General features: G+C 44.6%; 18 protein-coding genes, 1 other RNA gene and 1 pseudogene. 13 read left to right on the forward strand and 7 right to left on the reverse strand.

Annotation, left to right across the window (positions count from 1 at the left end; genetic code table 11):
- Positions 1-8: 8 nt before the first annotated feature.
- From IKB69_RS04700 to IKB69_RS04710, 3 genes are read right to left on the reverse strand one after another with little or no spacing between them, the layout of a single operon-like run.
- The gene (locus tag IKB69_RS04700; protein ID WP_290946630.1) at positions 9-560 is read right to left on the reverse strand and encodes a flagellar basal body-associated FliL family protein; all 552 of its coding nucleotides are present in this window, start codon (positions 558-560) and stop codon (positions 9-11) included.
- Complete coding sequence (gene rsmD, locus IKB69_RS04705; protein ID WP_290946633.1) at positions 561-1,247, reverse strand: 16S rRNA (guanine(966)-N(2))-methyltransferase RsmD; 687 nt, start codon at positions 1,245-1,247, stop codon at positions 561-563.
- The gene (locus IKB69_RS04710) at positions 1,237-1,602 is read right to left on the reverse strand and encodes a hypothetical protein (RefSeq protein ID WP_290946635.1); all 366 of its coding nucleotides are present in this window, start codon (positions 1,600-1,602) and stop codon (positions 1,237-1,239) included. The genes rsmD and IKB69_RS04710 overlap by 11 nt, the downstream gene beginning before the upstream one ends.
- A gap of 108 nt (positions 1,603-1,710) precedes the next feature.
- On the opposite strand from IKB69_RS04710, the gene ffs reads away from it, so the two are divergent.
- Positions 1,711-1,808, forward strand: an RNA gene (gene ffs, locus IKB69_RS04715) — signal recognition particle sRNA small type.
- Between the two features lie 47 nt (positions 1,809-1,855).
- Here ffs and IKB69_RS04720 read toward each other — a convergent pair.
- The 4 genes from IKB69_RS04720 to IKB69_RS04735 all read right to left on the reverse strand — a co-directional run bounded on the left by IKB69_RS04720 (position 1,856) and on the right by IKB69_RS04735 (position 7,161).
- The gene (locus tag IKB69_RS04720) at positions 1,856-2,920 is read right to left on the reverse strand and encodes a radical SAM protein (RefSeq protein ID WP_290946637.1); all 1,065 of its coding nucleotides are present in this window, start codon (positions 2,918-2,920) and stop codon (positions 1,856-1,858) included.
- Positions 2,921-2,922: 2 nt separating this feature from the next.
- Positions 2,923-5,226 (reverse strand): type I DNA topoisomerase, encoded by a 2,304-nt coding sequence (gene topA / locus IKB69_RS04725; RefSeq protein WP_290946639.1) that lies wholly within the window; start codon positions 5,224-5,226, stop codon positions 2,923-2,925.
- Positions 5,227-5,333: 107 nt separating this feature from the next.
- On the reverse strand, positions 5,334-6,434 hold the full coding sequence (locus tag IKB69_RS04730; RefSeq protein WP_290946641.1) for a cation transporter: 1,101 nt from the start codon (positions 6,432-6,434) through the stop codon (positions 5,334-5,336).
- A gap of 4 nt (positions 6,435-6,438) precedes the next feature.
- Positions 6,439-7,161 (reverse strand): hypothetical protein, encoded by a 723-nt coding sequence (locus IKB69_RS04735; RefSeq protein WP_290946644.1) that lies wholly within the window; start codon positions 7,159-7,161, stop codon positions 6,439-6,441.
- Positions 7,162-7,363: 202 nt separating this feature from the next.
- On the opposite strand from IKB69_RS04735, the gene rpmH reads away from it, so the two are divergent.
- From rpmH to IKB69_RS04795, 12 genes and pseudogenes are all read left to right on the forward strand, one after another.
- A complete protein-coding gene (rpmH, locus tag IKB69_RS04740) occupies positions 7,364-7,498 on the forward strand; it encodes a 50S ribosomal protein L34 (protein WP_290946646.1) in 135 nt (44 codons plus the stop codon).
- 14 nt (positions 7,499-7,512) lie between these two features.
- Positions 7,513-8,124, forward strand: a complete 612-nt coding sequence (gene rnpA, locus IKB69_RS04745; protein WP_290946648.1) for a ribonuclease P protein component — start codon at positions 7,513-7,515, stop codon at positions 8,122-8,124.
- Positions 8,125-8,130: 6 nt separating this feature from the next.
- A complete protein-coding gene (gene yidD, locus IKB69_RS04750) occupies positions 8,131-8,532 on the forward strand; it encodes a membrane protein insertion efficiency factor YidD (protein ID WP_290946669.1) in 402 nt (133 codons plus the stop codon).
- A 93-nt stretch (positions 8,533-8,625) separates the two neighbouring features.
- The gene (gene yidC, locus IKB69_RS04755) at positions 8,626-10,368 is read left to right on the forward strand and encodes a membrane protein insertase YidC (protein WP_290946650.1); all 1,743 of its coding nucleotides are present in this window, start codon (positions 8,626-8,628) and stop codon (positions 10,366-10,368) included.
- Positions 10,365-11,126 (forward strand): Jag N-terminal domain-containing protein, encoded by a 762-nt coding sequence (locus IKB69_RS04760; protein ID WP_290946653.1) that lies wholly within the window; start codon positions 10,365-10,367, stop codon positions 11,124-11,126. Before yidC ends, IKB69_RS04760 begins: the two co-directional genes overlap by 4 nt.
- A 21-nt stretch (positions 11,127-11,147) precedes the next feature.
- Entirely contained in the window at positions 11,148-12,512 is a 1,365-nt protein-coding gene (mnmE, locus tag IKB69_RS04765) for a tRNA uridine-5-carboxymethylaminomethyl(34) synthesis GTPase MnmE (RefSeq protein ID WP_290946656.1), read from the forward strand.
- A 32-nt stretch (positions 12,513-12,544) separates the two neighbouring features.
- The gene (locus IKB69_RS04770; RefSeq protein ID WP_290946658.1) at positions 12,545-13,258 is read left to right on the forward strand and encodes a di-trans,poly-cis-decaprenylcistransferase; all 714 of its coding nucleotides are present in this window, start codon (positions 12,545-12,547) and stop codon (positions 13,256-13,258) included.
- A gap of 178 nt (positions 13,259-13,436) precedes the next feature.
- Positions 13,437-16,007: a bifunctional aconitate hydratase 2/2-methylisocitrate dehydratase gene (gene acnB / locus IKB69_RS04775; RefSeq protein ID WP_290946660.1), complete on the forward strand. Its 2,571-nt coding sequence runs from the start codon at positions 13,437-13,439 to the stop codon at positions 16,005-16,007.
- Between the two features lie 87 nt (positions 16,008-16,094).
- Positions 16,095-16,283: a hypothetical protein gene (locus IKB69_RS04780; protein ID WP_290946662.1), complete on the forward strand. Its 189-nt coding sequence runs from the start codon at positions 16,095-16,097 to the stop codon at positions 16,281-16,283.
- A 32-nt stretch (positions 16,284-16,315) separates the two neighbouring features.
- Positions 16,316-19,615: a helicase-related protein gene (locus tag IKB69_RS04785; RefSeq protein ID WP_290946664.1), complete on the forward strand. Its 3,300-nt coding sequence runs from the start codon at positions 16,316-16,318 to the stop codon at positions 19,613-19,615.
- Complete coding sequence (locus tag IKB69_RS04790) at positions 19,612-19,986, forward strand: hypothetical protein (protein ID WP_290946667.1); 375 nt, start codon at positions 19,612-19,614, stop codon at positions 19,984-19,986. The genes IKB69_RS04785 and IKB69_RS04790 overlap by 4 nt, the downstream gene beginning before the upstream one ends.
- Positions 19,907-20,581: pseudogene (locus IKB69_RS04795) on the forward strand (hypothetical protein); the annotation flags it as partial. The gene IKB69_RS04790 and the pseudogene IKB69_RS04795, both read left to right, overlap by 80 nt.

Here is a 20,581-nt window from a genome sequence, read left to right on the forward strand (position 1 = left end):
AGATCCAACTAGCCCTGCTGGATAAAGGCATTAGTGCGGAATACATGTGTTACTTCCCCATCGACTAAAAATTCATTAATCCTATTTCTCGCCTCTTCAAGGGCACGATTCATTCCTTTAGAAGTCTTTAACTCTTCTGGTGTCTTGGTAGAAAACACATCAATAAATGTATCCTTAATGATATCTAGCTTGCGCTCTGCTTCTACTTGCAATTTATCGCTACTAAGTCCAACGGAGAGCTGGATAGACAAATATGCATCGCGCCCTTGTGTGGAGAGATTGATAATAAGCGGATCACCCTTAGCAGTAATAGGCAAAATTGGTCCCACATTCATCAATGCCACATCCGTGCCCACCGATCTGGCTGGCTTCTTCGCGCCTTGCTTTTGCTCTTGCTTCGCAGGAGCTTGCGCTTCTTCCTCTTCTTCGCCACCACCGCTCATTAACATAATCATCACAACACCTACGATAATTAAAACAAACACTGCCCCAATTATCACAAATAGCATTGTTTTGCTACCGCCCTTTTCCTGCTCCTGTGCTTCTTGCTCTTCTGCCATCTATGCTCCTTGTGTGAAATAAGTTAGCGTACTTTTACCAAATCGCTTGCTCTTGCTCTTGCTAAAATCGCCAATTACATCGGCAAATTTATACTCACTACTATGCTCAATAATGATATGCTTGAGATTTGGGCTAGCGATAGAACCGATAAGACTAGCACATTTTTCATAAATATCAGCATAATTTTGGCGGATACAAAAGGGTGGATCAAGGTACAAAATACTAGGTAGCTCGCAACTGCGCAAAATCTCCCCCAAGATAACAAAGCTATCACCACGCGCAATATACGCACAAGGATTTTCTCTACAGGAGATTGCCATAGATTCTAAGACTACAATTGGTAAAAGGCTAAGATTCTTCTGCAAGGTTTCAAGTGCCTTTGTCTCGCACTCACAAAAAATCGCCACACTAGCCCCCCTACTAAGCGCCTCTATCCCCATACTACCACTTCCAGCAAAAGCTTCAATAAAGCAAGCCCCATAAATTTCTCCTGCAAGGCTATTGAAGCACGATTCTTTAACGATAGATTTTGTCGGGCGGGTAAAAGAGCTAGAATCTAGTCTAGATTCTGGGACAAAAAGCTTAAGCCCACGCCACTTTCCCCCACACACACGCAGAAGTTTTAGTGATTTAGTGTGTGGGCAAGATCGCACGCTTACCTGCTTGGCTTGCTTTCTAGCGCGCATTGTAGCCGCCATCCCGCAAGATGACATAGAGCTTTTGACGGAAATCTTCTAAAGTTTGCGTGAAGAGCCGATCAATTTGCATAAATACACGAGAATCTTTAGGGGGCAAAATAGGCAAAGCTTCTGCGCAATAAGTCGCGTAAAACACCTTGCAGTTTGCTAGCAAGCTCTCTTGCGTAAAAGGAGTTTTGATATGTGTATTTCCCGTGCCGACCAAACACACAGGCTTCATATCACAGCTTTGATAATCTGAGATAACAAAATCACACACTTCAATGGGAGCAAGATAATCTTTAAGATAGATTTCAAGGCTTTTTTGTAGCAATTCTGATGTACATACCACAGCGATTTTCACACACACTCCTAAACTTGCTTTTGCCGATTATAGAAAACTTTGGGTAAAAGATTGATTAAGCACATTTAGCAGTGTTTAAGTGCAAAGGCGTTATAATCTGCGCGCTCCTTCTTAGACCTATGCAAGGACATCTCTAGGCAACGCTTCAGGGTGGGAACACAGCAGAGCACTTAGATTTAGCTTGTGCCGTAGGGATCTGGGAAGGGGTACTAGAATCCGCTTTTACACATAATCCCCTAGAATCTAAATCCACTTAACCCTTGTGTGCCACATAGAATCCACTCCCCCCTTGTTGCTTGATAGTAATAAGCCCTTGACTAACTAGCTCCTGCAAATATGCTAACTCTTGCTGACTAAAGAGTCTGCTCGCCTCATCACAAGCAATTGGGCGCGTAGCAATGAGCTTGTGTATCTCATTAGGACTCCTAGGGCTTAAATTGTCACCATTTGGATATTGTGGCGTGTTTGCAAAGGTCGATTGCTTAGGCACACTCCTTTGGGGCATAGATAATGGTAGCCCAGCAAAAATCCTACTTAGCTCTTGTAATCTCTCTTGACTTAGGGCGCGCACAGGATATGCACTAGGGCGATCAATACTCCCTAAATCCACGCGCGATATAGGGATTTGGCGTAAAAACTCTGCTATGGCATAGAGATTTTTTTGCATATCATTATGCCCTTGCACAAGTAGCACTTCTGCGATGAGTTCGCCCCTATAACTAGCAGCAAACTCCTTAATCCCCTGCAAAATCTGCGCTAGATCAAGACTTTTGCTTGGGCGATCCACCCTCTTAAACGCACTAGGTAAAGCCGCGTCTAAAGAAAACTTCACCATATCAAAGGCATGCAATGCTCGGCTTTGTGCCAAGAATCTAGAGCCATTGCTTAAAATTAGCGATTTTGTGCCTTGTGGCAAAAGTGGGGCAATGGCAGTAATTACCTCATACAAATGCGGATAGAGTGTGGGCTCACCTGTGGCAGTAAAACTTAACACATCGACATTGCTATGTGTCTGCAATGCTTGTGTAATGGCTTGTATCACAGTTTTTGCGGGTAGCACAAGCTCCATAGAGTCCATAGGCTTAGCCTTATGTAGCTCGCAATACACGCAATCAAAGTTGCACTGCTTGCGATGTGGCGAGAGATCTACACCAAGCGATAAGCCAAAGCGACGCGAAAGTACTGGACCAAAGATGATGGATTCTAAGGCTTCACTAGAATCTAGCCTAGACTCTACGGATTTTATGGAGCCTTTAGATTCTACCCCAGAATCTACTTGACAAGTCTCTACTCTAGAATCTAGAGTGGGCTGATCCATAGCTATGCCTTTTTAGACTTAGTACTTATGCGAGCGTGGCCAGAAGTTGCTAAAGCTTTGATCGGGGATTTAGAAGAGGCTTTAGTGGGGGCTTTGCCCAAAGGCTCTTGCGTCTGCCCATCATAGCGTGTCTTGCAGCGTAAGCACTCAAGCACTTCGCCACTTTTAAGCTGCTTTTGCCCAAGCATATAGCCACACTCTTTACACGCGAGATTTGTAGGCTGCAGTGCTGTAATAAAGGTGCATTTAGGGTAGTTTTTACAGCCAAAGAAACTTCCCCTGTGGCTTTGCCTTCGCACCAACTCACCCTTGCACTCCGGGCAAGGCACTTCAAGGCTCTTGCTAGAGAATTTCTCGCCATTTAGTGGCTTGGCATTCTTACACTCTGGGTAACCACTACACGCTAAAAACTCCCCCCTTTTGCTAAACTTTTTCACCATTTCCCTACCGCACTTCTCGCACACTTGCCCGCTAGATTCTAGTGCTTGCTCTTCTTTTTTGATGTATTTGCATTTTGGGTAGCCACTGCAGCCCACAAACTCACCATAGCGACTTTTGCGCCTTAAGAGCTCTCTCCCACACTCTGGGCAAAACTCCCCGGTAGGCGTAGCAAGCTTCTGGCTAGCAATGCTCGTCTTCCCTCGTGTGATTTTCTCCATAAATGGCTCATAAAACTCCCATAGCACTTCCTGCCAAGAGTGCTTAGCAAGCGCGATTTCATCAAGCTTCCCTTCCATATCTGCGCTAAAGGCAGAATCCACTATTTCGCAAAAATATTCTTCCAAAAGTCCTATAACTTGAAAGGCTGATTCCTGTGGGATAAGCTGGCGATTTTGGATAGCAATATACTCTCTAGAAGCAAGCAATGAAATCGTGGGTGCATAAGTGCTAGGACGCCCTATACCAAGAGATTCTAGTGTTTTAATTAGGCTTGCCTCAGAGTAGCGCGCAGGTGGCTCTGTGGTATGCTTTTGTGCAGATATAGACTCTGGGGTAATAGGAGCATTTGGCGTAAAATCAGGGAGCAAAGAGTCCTTATCGTCACTACCTAGAATCTTTAAAAACCCATCAAATTTAAGCTTCCTGCCGTGTGCTTTAAACTCCCCTTTCTCACTTGTGAAAAACACATCTTGCACTTCATAGATTGCATCAGTGCTTTGTGAAGCCAAAAATCTATAATAAATAAGCGTATAGAGCTTTAGCTCATCTGGCTTTAGGTAAGATTTAGCAATTTCTGGGGTAAAATCAATATTTGTAGGGCGGATTGCCTCGTGAGCTTCCTGCGCACTTTTGGAGTTTCTTACATAGATTTTAGGCTTGGCTGGGACATAACTTGCCCCATATTTTGCTCCGATATACTTGCGCGCAGCTTCTTGGGCAATTGTAGCGATGTTTAAACTATCAGTGCGCATATAAGTGATAACACCCATAACCCCACTATTAGTCGCCACGCCCTCATAGAGACGCTGAGCGATGCTCATCGTACGAGTAGGCGAGTAGCCAAGCATAGAAGAAGCACTTTGCTGCAAAGTAGAAGTCATAAAGGGCGGGGGCGTTTGGGACTTTTTGTCCTTTTTACTAATATTACTAATGGTGAAAGTGGATTTTAGCAGGGTTTGTAGCATAGAATCCGCCATTGCCTGCGTGCTTATGTCTAGCTTTTTAAGCTTCTCTCCATCAAAGTGCGTAAGCTCGCTTTGCGCACCATTAAACACCGCGCTAATGGTGTAATAGTCTTGTGGTTTAAATACCTGTATCTCGCGCTCCCTATCAACAACAATCTTTAGCGCAGCACTCTGCACCCTCCCAGCAGAAAGCCCTTTAGATACTTTGCTAGCAATAAGCCCGCTAAGCTTAAAACCCACAATTCTATCAAGCAGTCGCCTTGCTTGCTGGGCATTAACCTTATCCATATCAATGACCCTAGGCTGTGCTAATGCCTGCATAATCGCACCCTTGGTGATTTCGTGGAAGACTATACGTGGAAAAGATTCTAGCGACTTTGTGCTATCAATTGCTTGGGTGATATGGTAGCCTATGGCTTCTCCCTCTCTATCCTCATCAGTAGCTATGTAAGTAGTTTTCGCCTTTTTGGAGAGCTTTTGGATTTGCGCGACAAGCTCTTTGTGATCGCTATCGATTTGATACTCCGGGGTAAAGCACCCATCTTCTACCTTAATTCCAAAGGAAAATTTAGGCAAATCACGGATATGTCCCTTAGAAGCGATGACCTCATACCCATCGCCTAAAAATGTCTTGATCGTTTTGGCTTTAGCCGGAGACTCTACAATAATAAGATCTTTCATATTTGACTCTTTGGCTGTATTTTGGCTTGTGTAGTGTTGTATTGTAGCAAAAAGCGCGCGAAATTTGTCAAGCTAGACACTCGTGGCATCTTTACTCAAAACCATATTTAAAGCCATTTGGGATTAGCAGTGAAGCTCACTGAAAGCCAAATCTTATAGCTTGGGATCTCCAAAGCTCTCTCTATATAGTCACGGATCTGATCAAAGTCCTTAATGGAAGTGATCGCGCACTCCTTGGTAGAATCTACTAGGATATTGATCTCTATCATATAAAACCGCCCAGATTTTGCCGTGTGTGTGTCATAATCGCCAAAATCAAACCTTTGACTAAGTTCCTCCATAATCTGCGTGATCTTCTCATCAAGATCCTTTGGTGCGACCATAATAAGATCTTTAAAATTTGCGATACAAATTCTCACAGGACTCACGCACAAAAGTAGCGACAAAATCGCAAGCAAGCTCGGATCGATATAGCGCGAGAGCGTGAGAATTTGACTAGAATCTAGGGGGATAAGATTGCGCAAGGATTCTAGGCTTTGGGATTGCACTGGGGCTAGCAACACATAAAGTAAAACAAACGCACTAAGCGTGCCAAGATATAAGATGCAATCAATCTTCCACTCCGCATTATCCACGCCGATCAGATCAGAATCTAGCCTTTTAGCATACACACTCGTATAGGCAAAAAGCAACGCGCTAAAACCAAATGCACAAAGCGTATAAAGCACTGCCCCATCAAGCAATACTTCATACCCACCAGAAAATATACTCTCTAGTGCATTGAGAAAGGCATATATGCACACAAGCACCAAAATCAATGATTTAAAAAAATTCACCATAGGCTCAAAGCGCACATAACCATATTGAAACACATCATCATCTTCCCTATAGATATAGCGCGAAGTAATCACGCTAAGCGCGCCAAGACCCACGCTAATAAGTGCGACAAAGCCATCAAAAATCACTGCCTTACTCTGTATCCACACGCCAAAGCCCACACCAAATACCGCCAAAATAAGCGCGCTAAACATTGATACTTTTAAAACAAACTGCTCTTTAGCATTGCTTACACGCGGGGCGACACTCTTAGCAGAATCTATAGACTCCCAATCGCTAGTCTCAGACGCGCTAGACAACTTGGCTTTGCGCACACTTTTTATGTAATTATGTCTTGGCGTGATGATGGTATCAAATGGTGTGTGATTCATATTGCTACCTCAATTTCTCTAGCCTAAAGGCAAATTTATGCACTTCATTTGCTATGCGCGCTTCTACTATCATTGTGCTACTATCCTTAATCCCCTTAGCCCTGATAACAACAAAACCACCCTGCGCCTTGGTACTTGAGAGTGTGGATTCTCTCAAAGTATTCATAAGCAATACCTTAAGCGCACCGCGCTTCTCTTGAGCATAGGCGATCGAGCTTGGACTCTCTATCATAAATGGGCTTACCATAAGCGGGAAATACAAAAACCCCGGACTTGCCACATAGTAAAACGGCGAAATATTGTAATGCACCATTTGGGTATTTACACTAGGCGTGGGTGTGGGGATATTAAAGTCTTGCAAAATGTCAATGAAGTCATAATCACTTCTGCGCAATCGCTCATAGTCTAAAATCTCCAAAGCCATATCATCAACAAACGCACTAATATTCGCTGGGCTAAAAACTCGCGCACTAGGGCTTGCAGACTCTCTAGCAAGCTGCGCACTTATATAAAGCACAATCACATTATGCGCAATCTCCTTTTGCGCTAGCTCGACTTGCAAACTAGAGTGAGAGAGCCTAGAGCGCAGAATCTGTACGCCTTTTTGGTAGGAAATATCCCCTTGTGTCAAGCCCTTTATATCCGTGCTAGATTCTAACTTCGTTTGCGCTGTAATCCCAAAGCGTGCGCACCCACCTAGCCAAACCACACACAATAGCAAAACCATCCAAACAATCCTACTCACTCAAACATCTCCATCAAATAAAGTAGTACATTACAAATCTCATCATACAACAAGCCTCTTTCCAAAGTACAATACACTCACACTATGACTAAAAGGTAAATACCATTTCAAGCTATACCTAAGCCAAGCTATGCTAGAATTTAGACTTTTACACTACAATAATAAGGATTGAAAAGGTCACATTATGAAAATAACTTACCAGCCACATAACACACCACGAAAGAGAACACACGGATTCCGCGAAAGAATGAAAACAAAAAATGGTCGTAGAGTTATCAACGCAAGGCGCGCCAAAGGACGCAAACGACTCGCAATCTAACGCTAGTAGGTATTATGGATTCACTTAAAACCAAAAAGGAATTTGACTTTGTCTACAAGCACGGATTCTCGCGCTATGGCAAGGGCTTCACTCTTTATGTGTGCAAAATGCCTAGCGATTTTGGGCAGCTAGCAACCCATCCACGAGTGCGCCTAAGCCAGACCTACCAGAATCCTACCCAGCTCCCCAGGCTCTCTACTAACCTTTCTAGGCTTGGGCTTAGTGTCTCGCGTAAAGTCGGTAATGCCGTAGCGCGCAATCTCCTAAAACGCCGTGTGAGAATGCTATGCAGAGAGCACAGAGGGATTGCTTATGGCTTTGACTTAGTCTTCGTAGCTAAGGTTGGAGTGGCAAATATGGGCTTTGTAGAGTTGCAAGAATCTTTCCATAAAACACTTGCCTTTATCTTGCAGCATTTAGGCAATAAGCCCACTAAAGCCAGCAGGCACCAAGGTGGTCAAAAAATGCACTTTATAGGCAAGGAATCTAAAGCAAGAGTCGCAGAGACAAGAGCTACAAAGGCAAAAGAACTACCCCATAGCAAAAATACGCGATTAAAGAGCTGGCAGCTAAGCGTAAAACCTAGCACGCTAGGCAGAAAAGCCCAGCTAGATTCTATGGTATAGCCTGTGATGAGCATATACACAAGATCAAATAACCTAAAAAAGAGCATAGCATTTGGACTGTGGAAGTCCTATAAGATTCTGCTCTCTCCTCTGCTTGGTAACTCTTGTAGATTCTACCCTACTTGCTCGCATTATGCATATTTGCTCCTAGCACACGAGAATCTAGTGTGGGCTTTACCAAAGATTCTCTATCGGCTTGCGCGCTGCCAGCCATTTAGCCAAGGTGGCATAGAGTATCCCACCATCAAGATCCGCTCCATTGTGCGATTTTATGTGCCTGCTAGACATATCGCACCAATACATATAGGGCGTATTTGTTATTGGCTTATTCCGGTAGAAGCACGCAGAGAGGCAAAAAGCCACGATACGATAAGTCGCTATATCCTTATCCCACACTTAGGAGCATAAATGCACACAATACATCAACAAAATTCCCCCACAAGCACATTTGCCAGCACAATACTAAAGCGTGCAATGCCACGCATATATTAAGGAACACTTATGAAAAAAGACGATACGAACTCTAGAGTTTTACTCGCTGTTGTTATCTCCTTTATTTTTATCATAGTCTATAGCTACTTTGTGCAAGATCCAAGCAAAAAAGAGCAATATAAAGCCACGCCAAACACAACACAAAGCGCGAACACGGAATCTAGCCAAACCACACAAGAGCAAAACTCCCCTAACTTCGCGCACAGTCAAGTCGCGCAAGCTAGCCCATTCCAGCAAGCACCAGTGCGTCCCATTATCTCGCGTGTTGTTTCAAATAGCGTAGAAGTGGAGATTGATGATTTAGGGCGCATAGCGCAAGTTTATTTGAAAGACAAGAAATTCACCACACCAAGACAAGAAGGGTTTTTTAGCCATTTGGGCTGGCTCTTTGGGATAAGCGGGGCAGATTCTAAGCCATTAGAAAAGCTTCCACTTCTCGCACCCCAAGCCATTTTCCCCTTAGAAATCCGCTTCCAAGATCAAGCCCTAAACTCCCTTGCCACAAGCACTGCTTACAAAGCCTCAGGCACACAGATTGATCTAAGCAAAGATGGCACGCCAAAGACGCTCACGCTCACACAAGCAATGCCAAATATGGTGGTTACCAAAACTTTGCAGTTTTTCTACGATGAAGATGGACTCAAATATACCCTAAACATCACTATGTCTAAGCCTAAACCTTACGCGCTCTCAAGTGGCATGCGTCCAATCGCTGATGATGATGGCTATGCATTCCACGGTGTTGTGCTAAAGAGCGGAGGGCTAAATGGCACGATAGAAAAAATCGAAGACAAAGATGCAAAGCCAGAGGGCGAGTCTTTCACGCAAGTGCCCTTTATATCCGCATCTGACCGCTACTTCACCACGCTACTTTTCACACGCGATGTGCGAGGGCTACACACACAGGTCGTAGGCGATAATAAGAAGCACCCTATCCCCTACATTATGCTAGATTCTAATATCGAGCTAGAGGGCTATGTAGGACCCAAAAACTACCAACTACTAAAATCCATCTATGAGCCACTCACTGATGTCGTGGAGTATGGACTTATCACATTTTTTGCTAAACCTGTGTTCGTGCTTTTGGAGTGGCTCTATATGCTTATGGGGAACTGGGGCTGGGCAATTATCGGGCTTACTATTATCGTGCGCTTGATTCTCTTCCCTCTTAGCTATAAAGGCATTATGAGTATGCAACGACTTAAAGATCTCACGCCTAAAATGAAAGAAATCCAAGAGCAATATAAAGGTGATCCACAAAAAATGCAGATGCATATGATGCAGCTCTATAAAAAACACGGGGCAAACCCACTTGGAGGCTGCTTGCCACTCCTACTACAAATCCCCGTATTTTTCGCCATTTATCGTGTGCTTTATAATGCTGTGGAACTTAAAAGCTCGGAGTGGATTTTGTGGATACACGATCTCTCTGTAATGGATCCTTACTTCATCTTGCCTATTCTTATGGGTGCTAGTATGTATATCCAGCAAGCTCTCACACCAAATACCCTAGATCCTATGCAGGCAAAGATTTTTAAGCTACTGCCTGTCATTTTTACGCTTTTCCTTATCACTTTCCCAGCGGGACTTGTGCTGTATTGGACGATAAACAATATCTTTGCAATCGGTATGCAGCTTATTATCAACAAAATCATCGACAAGCAAAGAGCCCTAGAAATCGCCAAGCACAAAAAGCCTCACAAAGATCAAGTAAAAGCCGACACTAAGGAACAAAGGAACAGTAAAGTATGAAAAAAATCACTGCCCCTACATTGCAAGAAGCCCTAAGCCAAGCAGCCTTGGAGTTTGGCTGCTCTGTAACGGAACTAGAATATGAAGTGATCCAATATGAATCTAGCGGATTTTTAGGGCTATTTAAAAAACAAGCAATCATCATCGCACACACCAAAGATAGCACACCTACTTCTTCAAGTCTCAAGCATTCTAACAGCACTACGCAACAATCAAAGCCAGTACAAAGCAATAGTGCGGAGTTTTTTGACGCTTCAGAGTTTATCAAAGATCCAGAGCCAAAGCAGACATTCCAAACTAGAGAAGAAATCATCGCAGAAATCACTACTTCCATCAAAGAAATGCTTAGTTTGATGCCTTATAAAATTAGCACCATTCAAGTAAGCTTTAGCGATCCACAAACACTCTATATTTTCCTAGATGGAGCAGACTCTGCTTTACTCATTGGCGAGAGAGGCTACCGCTACAAGGCTCTATCGTATTTGCTATTTAATTGGATTCAGCCAGCTTATGGCTACAATATCCGCCTAGAAATCGCGCAGTTTTTACAAAATCAAGAAGAAGCCATAGATGCGTATTTAGTAGGAATTATCAATGAAGTGCGCCGAGAGGGGAAAGCCCAGACAAAACCTCTTGATGGAGTTTTAGCCTTTATCGCATTAAAAAAACTGCGCAATACATTCCCAGATAAATATATCTCTTTCCGCCAAAATGCACAAAATGAGCGATATATCATCATTAACGATTTTTATCGCTAGATTCTAGCTAGTGGGTTCATAGTGCAAGGGACGATTGTAGCCATTGCTACTCCTAGTGGCGTTGGTGGGATTTGCATTGTGCGTCTAAGTGGCAAGCAAGCAAAGCAAATTGCTCGCACCATTACCAAAAAGCCCGCATTTACCCCCAGATATGCAACACTAAGCTTGCTTTATGATGCGCAAGACGCGCTTATTGATGAAGCGATCGTGCTGTATTTCCAAGCTCCTAAAAGCTATACCGGTGAAGATGTAATCGAATTTCAATGCCACGGCGGAGAAATCATCGGGCGCAAAGTGCTTAATGAATGTTTGCTACTAGGAGCTAGAATCGCTAGAGCTGGGGAATTTACCAAGCGTGCGTATTTAAATGGGCGACTTGATCTCGCCCAAGCAAATGCTATCGCCCAAATGATCACCACAAGAGACGCTTCTTTTCAAAGTGCGCTTTTAAAACAACTCAAAGGCGACTTAGGAACATTTGTAGAGCAAGTGCGCACAAGTCTTGTGAATGCGCTAGCGCACACAGAAGTAATGATCGATTATAGTGAAGAAGACATTCCAAGCGATATTATCACTAGAATCCACTCTATGCTAGAGTCCCTTGCCACGCGCCTAGACAATATCTACACTTTTTCTAAAGCACGCCCAAGTCAAGGGCATAGTCTCTGCCTTATTGGCAAGCCAAATGTGGGCAAGTCATCCTTGCTTAATGCACTTTTACTCTATGAACGCGCCATAACTTCCCCCATAGCAGGCACGACACGCGATAGGATCGAAGAAGATTTATTCATAGGCTCTCACCGTGTGCGACTCATTGACACAGCTGGCATACACACAAGCAACGACCCCCTAGAATCTAAAGGGATAGAAAAAAGCCTACAAGCCCTAAAAGAAGCAAGCATAATCCTTGTCGTTTTTGATGGATCGCGCCCATTAGATCCACAAGATGAAGTGATAATAACACTCGTGCAAGAAGAGTCCGCAAGCCGCCAAAGCCCCCCCACCATACTCCCTATAATCAACAAATGCGACTTGCCAGCTATGCTTGATACCGTCGCATTACAGAAGCTAGATTCTGGCTCTACCATAGCTATTAACGCGCTCAATAAGCCAGAAACTGCTAGCACACTTTATAGCGCAATCGCGCAGGCTCTCGCACAAGAATCCTACCAAGACATCATCCTAAGCGCACCCTATCAACAAGAAGCAATCGCACAAACACAAGCGCATATCCACAAAGCCTGCACCAAGCTAGAGTCCCTAGAGCTAGAGCTTTTTGCCTACCATATCAAAGATGCCCTAGAATCCATAGGTTTCATCACCCACCCCTATAATAGCGAAGAAATACTTGATAGTATGTTTGGGCAGTTTTGCCTAGGCAAGTAACTAGCAGTGGATTCCATTACCAAAGGATATATATGCAAAATTCCCTAAATCATCTAGCAATTATTATGGACGGCAATGGCAGATGGGCACAGCTACAAGGCAAGGGACGACAAGCAGGACATAAAAAAGGGGCGAGCAATGTCCGTATCATCACAAATTGGTGCGCCAAACACAATATCGCCCATCTTACACTCTATGCCTTCTCCACAGAGAATTGGAATCGCCCTAAAACAGAGGTTGATTTCCTTATGAAGCTCTTGGAGCGATATTTGCGCGATGAAGCAGAGACCTACCACGATAATGGAATTAGATTCCGCGCGATTGGGGATATTGCGTTTTTCTCCGAGCCACTAAAGCATCTAATCCTTGACCTAGAGTCCGCCACCTCCCACTACACCACCCTAACCCAAACCCTAGCTCTAAACTACGGCTCACGCAATGAGATCGCAAGAGCTTGCCACAAGATTCTACTAGCCAACGCGTTTGATCATAGCCAAAGTCCGCAAGAAGCAGCCAAAGCCCTAGAATCTACTATTAATGCCGCGCTTGATACCGCAGATATGCCAGATGTGGATTTACTCATCCGCACAGGTGGCGAGCAGCGACTCTCAAACTTCTTGCTTTGGCAAGCAAGCTACGCAGAGCTTGCCTTTAGCCAAACACTTTGGCCAGATTTTAGCACCGATGAGCTAGCTATCATCATTGATGACTTCCGCGTGCGCACAAGGCGATTTGGCGCACTCTAATCACAACTATCACAGACAGAGCGTGTAAAACTTTTAAACACACAAAAAGTTAAGAAATAATTAAACTTAGCATAATGCAAGATTTGCTATACTAAGCAATCCCAAAGCAAGACTACCGCGCACCCACGCACCTAAGCGTAGGCGTGGTAGCTTCCAAGGAAAGAAAGGAGATAGACCTATGCAAGCATTTATCACGGATTACAACAAGGCTTTACAAGAGCGAGCGCAAGAAGGAGTCCCGCCACTTCCACTTACCCCAGCGCAAGTTGGCGAAGTGATCAAAATCCTACTAGACTCTAGTGCTAGCAAGGAGCAACAAGATCTCGCACTAGATCTTTTGAGCAATCGCGTAAGCCCGGGTGTCGATGAGGGGGCTAAACTTAAAGCGGAGTTTTTAGGAGAAATTATCGCAGGTAAATCCTGCAAGAATATTTCCCCTGAGCTAGCAGCAAAGCTACTTGGCACAATGCTAGGTGGATACAATGTTCCCTACCTTATCAAAGCCCTAGAGTCTAGCGATGAGCAAGTGGCAAAAACTGCAGCCAATGGGTTAAAACACACGCTACTTATCTATGATGCCTTTGACACCATCGCCCAAATGTCTAAAACATCCCCACTAGCTAAGGAGATTATCGAGTCATGGGCGAATGCAGAGTGGTTTCTCCACAAAGACGCTCTACCACAAGAGATTAAACTCGCCGTACTTAAAATCGATGGCGAGACAAACACCGATGATCTAAGCCCAGCGAGCGATGCTTTCACAAGAAGCGATATACCCCTACACGCTAAAGCTATGTTAAAAAGTCGTGTTGAGAACTACGAAACACGCATAGAAAATATCAAAAAAATCGCCAAAGACAATAACGCTAGTGTCGTGTATGTCGGCGATGTAGTAGGAACAGGTAGTAGCCGAAAGTCTGCTTGCAACTCTATCGTATGGCACTTTGGCAATGACATCCCCTATGTGCCAAACAAAAAAAGCGGTGGCTTTGTGATTGGTAGCATAATCGCGCCAATATTCTTTGCCACTTGTGAAGATAGTGGCTGCCTACCTGTGGTAGCCAATGTTGATAAGCTCCAAGAAGGTGATATTATCACTCTTAAGCCTTATAGCGGTGAGATCATCAAGAATGGCGAGGTAGTAAGCACTTTTAGCCTAAGTCCAAACACAATCTTTGATGAAATCCGTGCAGGAGGACGCATCCCCCTTATCATCGGTAGAGGGCTTACCAACAAGGCACGCAAACTCCTAGGACTAGGCGAGTTTGAAGGCTTTGCTAAACCAGCCCAGCCAGAATCTAGCCAAAAAGGCTTCACCCTAGCGCAAAAAATGGTCGGTCGTGCGTGCGGGAAAGATGGTGTGCGAGCGGGCGAATACTGCGAGCCAATCGCTACAACCGTAGGTAGCCAAGACACCACCGGTGCGATGACACGAGATGAAGTCAAAGAGCTTGCTAGCTTGAGTTATAGTGCGGATTTTGTAATGCAAAGCTTCTGTCACACAGCAGCCTACCCGAAGCCTGCTGATGTGAGCTTGCAAGCGACTTTACCAGATTTTATGCGCAATCGTGGTGGCGTGGCTCTACGCCCTAAAGATGGTGTGATCCACTCTTGGCTTAATCGTTTCTGCTTGCCAGATACCGTTGGCACAGGCGGGGACTCACACACACGCTTCCCCATTGGCATTAGTTTCCCAGCTGGGAGCGGGCTTGTAGCCTTTGCGGCAGTTACAGGCTCTATGCCACTCAATATGCCAGAATCCGTGCTTGTGCGCTTTAAAGGCAAGATGAATCCGGGTATTACCCTACGCGATCTTGTAAATGCGATCCCTTACTATGCAATCAAGCAAGGGCTTCTAACCGTCCCCAAACAAAACAAAAAGAATATCTTTAGTGGCAAAATCCTAGAGATAGAAGGGCTTGAAGACATCAAAGTCGAGCAGGCATTTGAGCTAAGCGATGCAAGTGCCGAGCGCAGTGCGGCAGCTTGCACCATAGCTTTAAACAAAGAGCCTATTATCGAATACCTAGAATCTAACATTTCTCTTATCAATGCGATGATCAAAGACGGCTATGGCGATGCCAAGACTCTAGCGCGCCGAGCAGAGAAAATGCGCGAGTGGATCAACAATCCTGTGCTATTAAGAGCAGATAAAGATGCCGAGTATGCCGCAGTGATTGAGATTGACCTAAGCGAGATCAAAGATCCTATCCTAGCCTGCCCAAATGACCCCGATGATGTAGCCACTCTTAGTGAGATTCTAGCTGATCCTAAACGCCCCAAAAATATTGATGAAGTTTTCATCGGCAGCTGTATGACAAATATCGGGCATTTTAGGGCATTTGGCGAGATTATGAAAAACGAAGGGCAGAGTGCCACACGCACTTGGCTAGTCCCACCGACAAAAATGGATTCTAAGCAGCTAAGTGATGAGGGCTACTTCTCACTCTTTGGTGCAGCAGGTGCTAGGATCGAAGTGCCGGGATGTAGCCTATGTATGGGTAATCAAGCGCGCGTAAAAGATAATGCCGTGGTTTTTTCCACTTCTACAAGAAACTTTGACAATCGTATGGGCAAGGGTGCGCAAGTGTATCTAGGTAGTGCAGAGCTAGGTGCGGTGTGCGCTAAGCTTGGGCGACTTCCCAGCCTTGAAGAGTATCTCCAAATCGTCCCACAAAAGCTAGGACAAAACACTGCTAAAGTCTATAAATACCTAGAATTTGACAAGATCAAAGACTTCGCCCTATAACTCTCCCAGCTTTAAGCGCGTGCGCTTAAAGCTAGCCCACAATCCAAGACCCACACCCTTTAAGGAGCATTTCAAGCAATAAAGCATTTGCAAGAGCCTAGCACTACTGCAAAAAGTCGATTAGGGGTGGGGCAGCAAAGTAATGCAGGCCCAAAGCTAGATTCTAGCTCGCAAGCCCAAAACCCAAGCTACCACAAGACAAATCCCTATCCAAACTCCACTTGCACCACCAATGAACTCCCAAACACGCTAAAAATCAGTTCAAAAACGCCCTAACAGACAAAAATATCACGCACTTAGCCTTTCTTATGGGCTATTTTCGCGTAAGTGGCTTTATACATTTGCACACACTTATTATGGATTCTGGGGGCTATGAGCGATTTAGCTCTATCCGTCTGCTTGTGGGACTTAATGTCGATAAACTTGTCTTTGAGCTAGAGCAGACAAACGCTGATATATCCCGCCTAAATGAAGCAAACAAAGCCAAATTCACCCAAGCCTTTAGCAAAGCCCAGCAAAAATCTATACAAAAAGAGTCCTATGACAAACAAGTACAAGACTCTATCCAAGCCCTACAAGAAGCCCTAGAATCTAAGCGTTTAGCAATCCGTATCGTGCGGGATAAAAACGCCCACGCCAAATTCTATCTCTTCTACAATCAAGCCCAAAGCCACACAGATTCAAACAAGCCACGCTTCCAAGGCTCATTGATTGTAGGTAGTAGTAACCTTAGCCATAATGGCTTAGAGAAAAATTATGAGTTTAATATCCTATCCAACAATAGCGATGACCTAGGCTTTAGCCACTTTGAGTTTGAAAGGCTATGGGAGAGTGCTATCCCGCTAGATTCTAGCGATATAGAGAGAGCGAAAAAAGGCACATATTTAGAGAAGATTCTAAGCCCCAAGGAGATGTATCACAAGCTTTTGCTCTGCCACTTTGGCGAAGTATTTTTACACACAGACTCCAGCATACAAGCCCTAATCGCTAGCGCGAACTACACGCCTTATGACTACCAAATCCACGCCGTGCAAGAGGGCATAGACAAGCTAGAACGATATAATGGCTTTTTCCTAAGCGATGTTGTAGGACTTGGTAAAACACTCATCGCCTGTGTGATTGCCAAAAAGCTTCAAATAGATAGCAAAATCACAGGCAGGATTCTCATCTGCGCACCAAATGCCGTGCAGAAATCTTGGAAAAAGCATAAAGATGATTTAAAGCTACACAGAGTAGAGATTACCACGCACGATAGCCTACACAAGCTAGAAGATAAAGAGAGCTTTGAGCTTATCATCATCGATGAGAGCCACAACTTCCGCAACCAAGACTCCAACCGCTACAAAGAGCTGCAAGCCCTCTGTAAGATCCCCTACAAAAGCCCAAGCGCGCAAACTCTCCCCACACGCAAAAGAGTGGTCCTCCTATCCGCCACACCGCAAAACAACTCCCCCAAAGACTTAGAGCAGCAAATCTACCTTTTCCGCGATAAGCGAGACACCGCCATTGTAGAAAACCAAAGCCTAGAGAGATTTTTCCACACGATCAATGAGCAATTTGACAAGCTTAATAGAGAGCGCAAAGAGCTTAATAGAAAGAAAAACGAAGACCTAGCCAACGCCAAGAAGCCCACCACCACAGAGGCAGAATCCAAAAACACAAAAGCCCTGCAAGAGTTAAGCAACACCCTACGCGAAAAACTGCTAGCAAAGATTATGATCCGCCGCACAAGAGCAGATATAGAAAGCAGCTATGCCAACGACAAAACCAAGCAAGGCTTGCACTTCCCTAAAATCACCGACCCAAAGCCCCTAGAATATGACCTAGACTCCATCTCGCATAATCTTGCTACACAGACCCTACTTTTCCTAGCAGGGGAGCTAAATAACATAGCCCAGCCACAAGCAGGGGAGAAAAACGGCTACACCTACGCACGCTATCTCATCTACCCCAATCTCACCGAGCAAGGTAAGCAGAAGTTCCGCGCTGCCTATGACAAGGGCAAAGATGATCGATTCTACAAAGACCAATCCACCCAGCTTGCAATCTTTATGCAAAAGATTCTATTCAAACGCTTTGACTCTAGCATTCAAGCCTTTAAGGACACTTTAAGTAAGCAAATAGCTTCTTATAATCAGCTCCTTGAGCAATTTAAAAATAAGTATATCTATCTCCCTAAGAATTATGACAACAGGGAGCGACTTTACAGATTATTAGAAGAAGATAATGACAAGGCTTTAGAAGAGCTTTTAGAGCAAGATAAACTTCTAGCCCTAAGCCCAAGCGACTTTCAAAAAGACTATGCACAAAAGCTTCAAATAGACAGAGCAAATCTCCAAGCCCTGCTTGATAAATGGGAGCAAATCACCCAAGACCCCAAGCTTGATAAACTGCAAGAGTTTTTAGACTCCCAAGATTCAACGCAAAAAGTCGTCATATTCACAGAAGCAAAATCAAGCAGCGAGTATCTAGCTCAAAATCTTAGTGCATATCAAGGGCAGATTCTGCATATCCATAGTGCTAACCGCAATGAGCTAGAATCTAACATACGAGCAAACTTTGATGCCAACTACCCAGAAAATAAGCAGCAAAATGACAAGCGCATAATCATCACCACCGATGTCCTAGCAGAGGGTGTGAATCTCCACCGCGCCAATATCATCATAAATTTCGACACCCCGTATAATAGCACTCGCCTTATGCAACGCATAGGGCGGATTAACCGCATAGGCACACCCCATAAGCAAATCTATATTTATAACTTCAAGCCTACGCACTTTAACGATCGCATTATCAATATCAACGCCATAGCAGCCCAAAAGATACAAAGCTTCCACTATACTTTGGGCGAAGATTCTGCGATTTATGATGAAAATGAAGAGTTTGATAGCAAAAAGCTCTTTGAAATCGTGCGAGCCAAAGAGAAAGAGACCAGCAAAGATACAAAGTATCAAAACGACTTGCGCGATCTCTACTTCAACGACAAAGCAGAGTTTGCTCGTATCAAAGCTCTCCCTAGCAAGTCTCGCTGCTTTATCCAGCTAGATTCTAGCACGCAAAGCTATGCCTACTTAAAAAGAGATGCAAAAAGCTTCGCCCCCTACCATATAGCTAAGACAAAAGACCTGCTTAAAGAGCCTACGCCTAAGCCCTGCTTGTTTTATGACATAGCTGATTTTCTAAAAGCCCACATAAAGCTTCAGCCTTACAAGCCAAGCGATGATGAGATAGCTCTCCACCACGCCCACACACAAGCCGCGCTAGATGACTACACCAAGCCAAGCTCCCCCAATAGCCCCAGCAGTCCAAAAGCTACTCTAAGCCCACAAGAGCAAAAAGCCCTAACCAAGCTACGCCATATAAACGAGCTAGATTCTACGCTAAAAGATAAGCTTATCGCCGCCGTGCAAAATGGCACTTATCACAGCCTAGCCAAAGACATAAACAACGCCAAAAGCCTAGAAGATTTTGAAAATCTAGCCCAAAAGTATGGCTTCACAAGCCAAACCCAAAGCGATGAGCCAACCAACGAGCCACAAGAATCCACAGAGCTTGCAAAGCCAGAAATTGAGCTAAGTATCACTGCTTTCACAAAGGCAAAGCAGTGAAGCTATCCCCATCATTGCGAGGCATAGCCAAAGCAATCCATAAGCAAAACAAGGATTCTAGCCCCAACGCCCAAAATTTAGAAACACCGCAGGGCAAAAAAGCAGAAAGCGTGTTTTCTAATCAGCCGCAGGCGACAGGATTTTGCGATGATTTTGTGGGTTGTCAAGCGGTGGGCGAAGGGATTTACCTAAGTGGTAATGAGCAAGCCCACCGAGCAGACTCCCGCAAAAGCGTGCAAAAGCCAACGCCCAAAGCCAAATCGTTTAACACCAAACCAAAGGAGCTCCACTATGACACATCTCTACCCCCTATCCCAGCACAAAGCCAACCCAGAAGCCCTACTACAAAGCTTCAAAGCACTTATCTATGAGCTTTTCTCCCTAGAAGTATCCCAGGCAAGCGCGCAAGCCCTGCACGACCTAGAGCAGAGCTATGGAGAGTTTGACTTTGGCGGTGCGATCGTGTGCTTTGTCTCTACTGCTAGCAGCGAAACTCTCTCTAGCTCTAGCCTAGGGCATACAAATTTAGCCTTTAGCCTTATCTGCTCTAAGCCTAGTGCCCAGCTCTCTAAGTCTCTCTATACCAAAGCCACTCAAGCCATAAACCGCGCCATACTCTCCTACAACATCATCTTTTTCCTAAATCCACAAGAAGACTTGCTGACCATAAGCTTCGCCACACGCAGAGAGCATAAGCGCGCTATAGACCAAGATGTCCTAGAAAAAGTCATAATCATCAAAGACATCTCCCTACTCTCCCCCAGCCAAGGACATTTACGCAATCTTGCCTCCATAGCCAAAGCCTCCAAGCACAAGAAGCAAACGCCCACACCTATTGATACGCTCTACCAAGAGAGCATCAAAGCCCTAAGCATAGAAAGCCTAAATGAAAACTTTTACAAAGAAATTGTAGGGATTTTTATCAAGCTTATAGACTCTATCCAGCTCCCCTTAGAATCCCAAGCA

This window comes from Helicobacter sp. (assembly GCF_017502485.1).
In the GTDB taxonomy this organism is placed as follows: domain Bacteria; phylum Campylobacterota; class Campylobacteria; order Campylobacterales; family Helicobacteraceae; genus Helicobacter_B.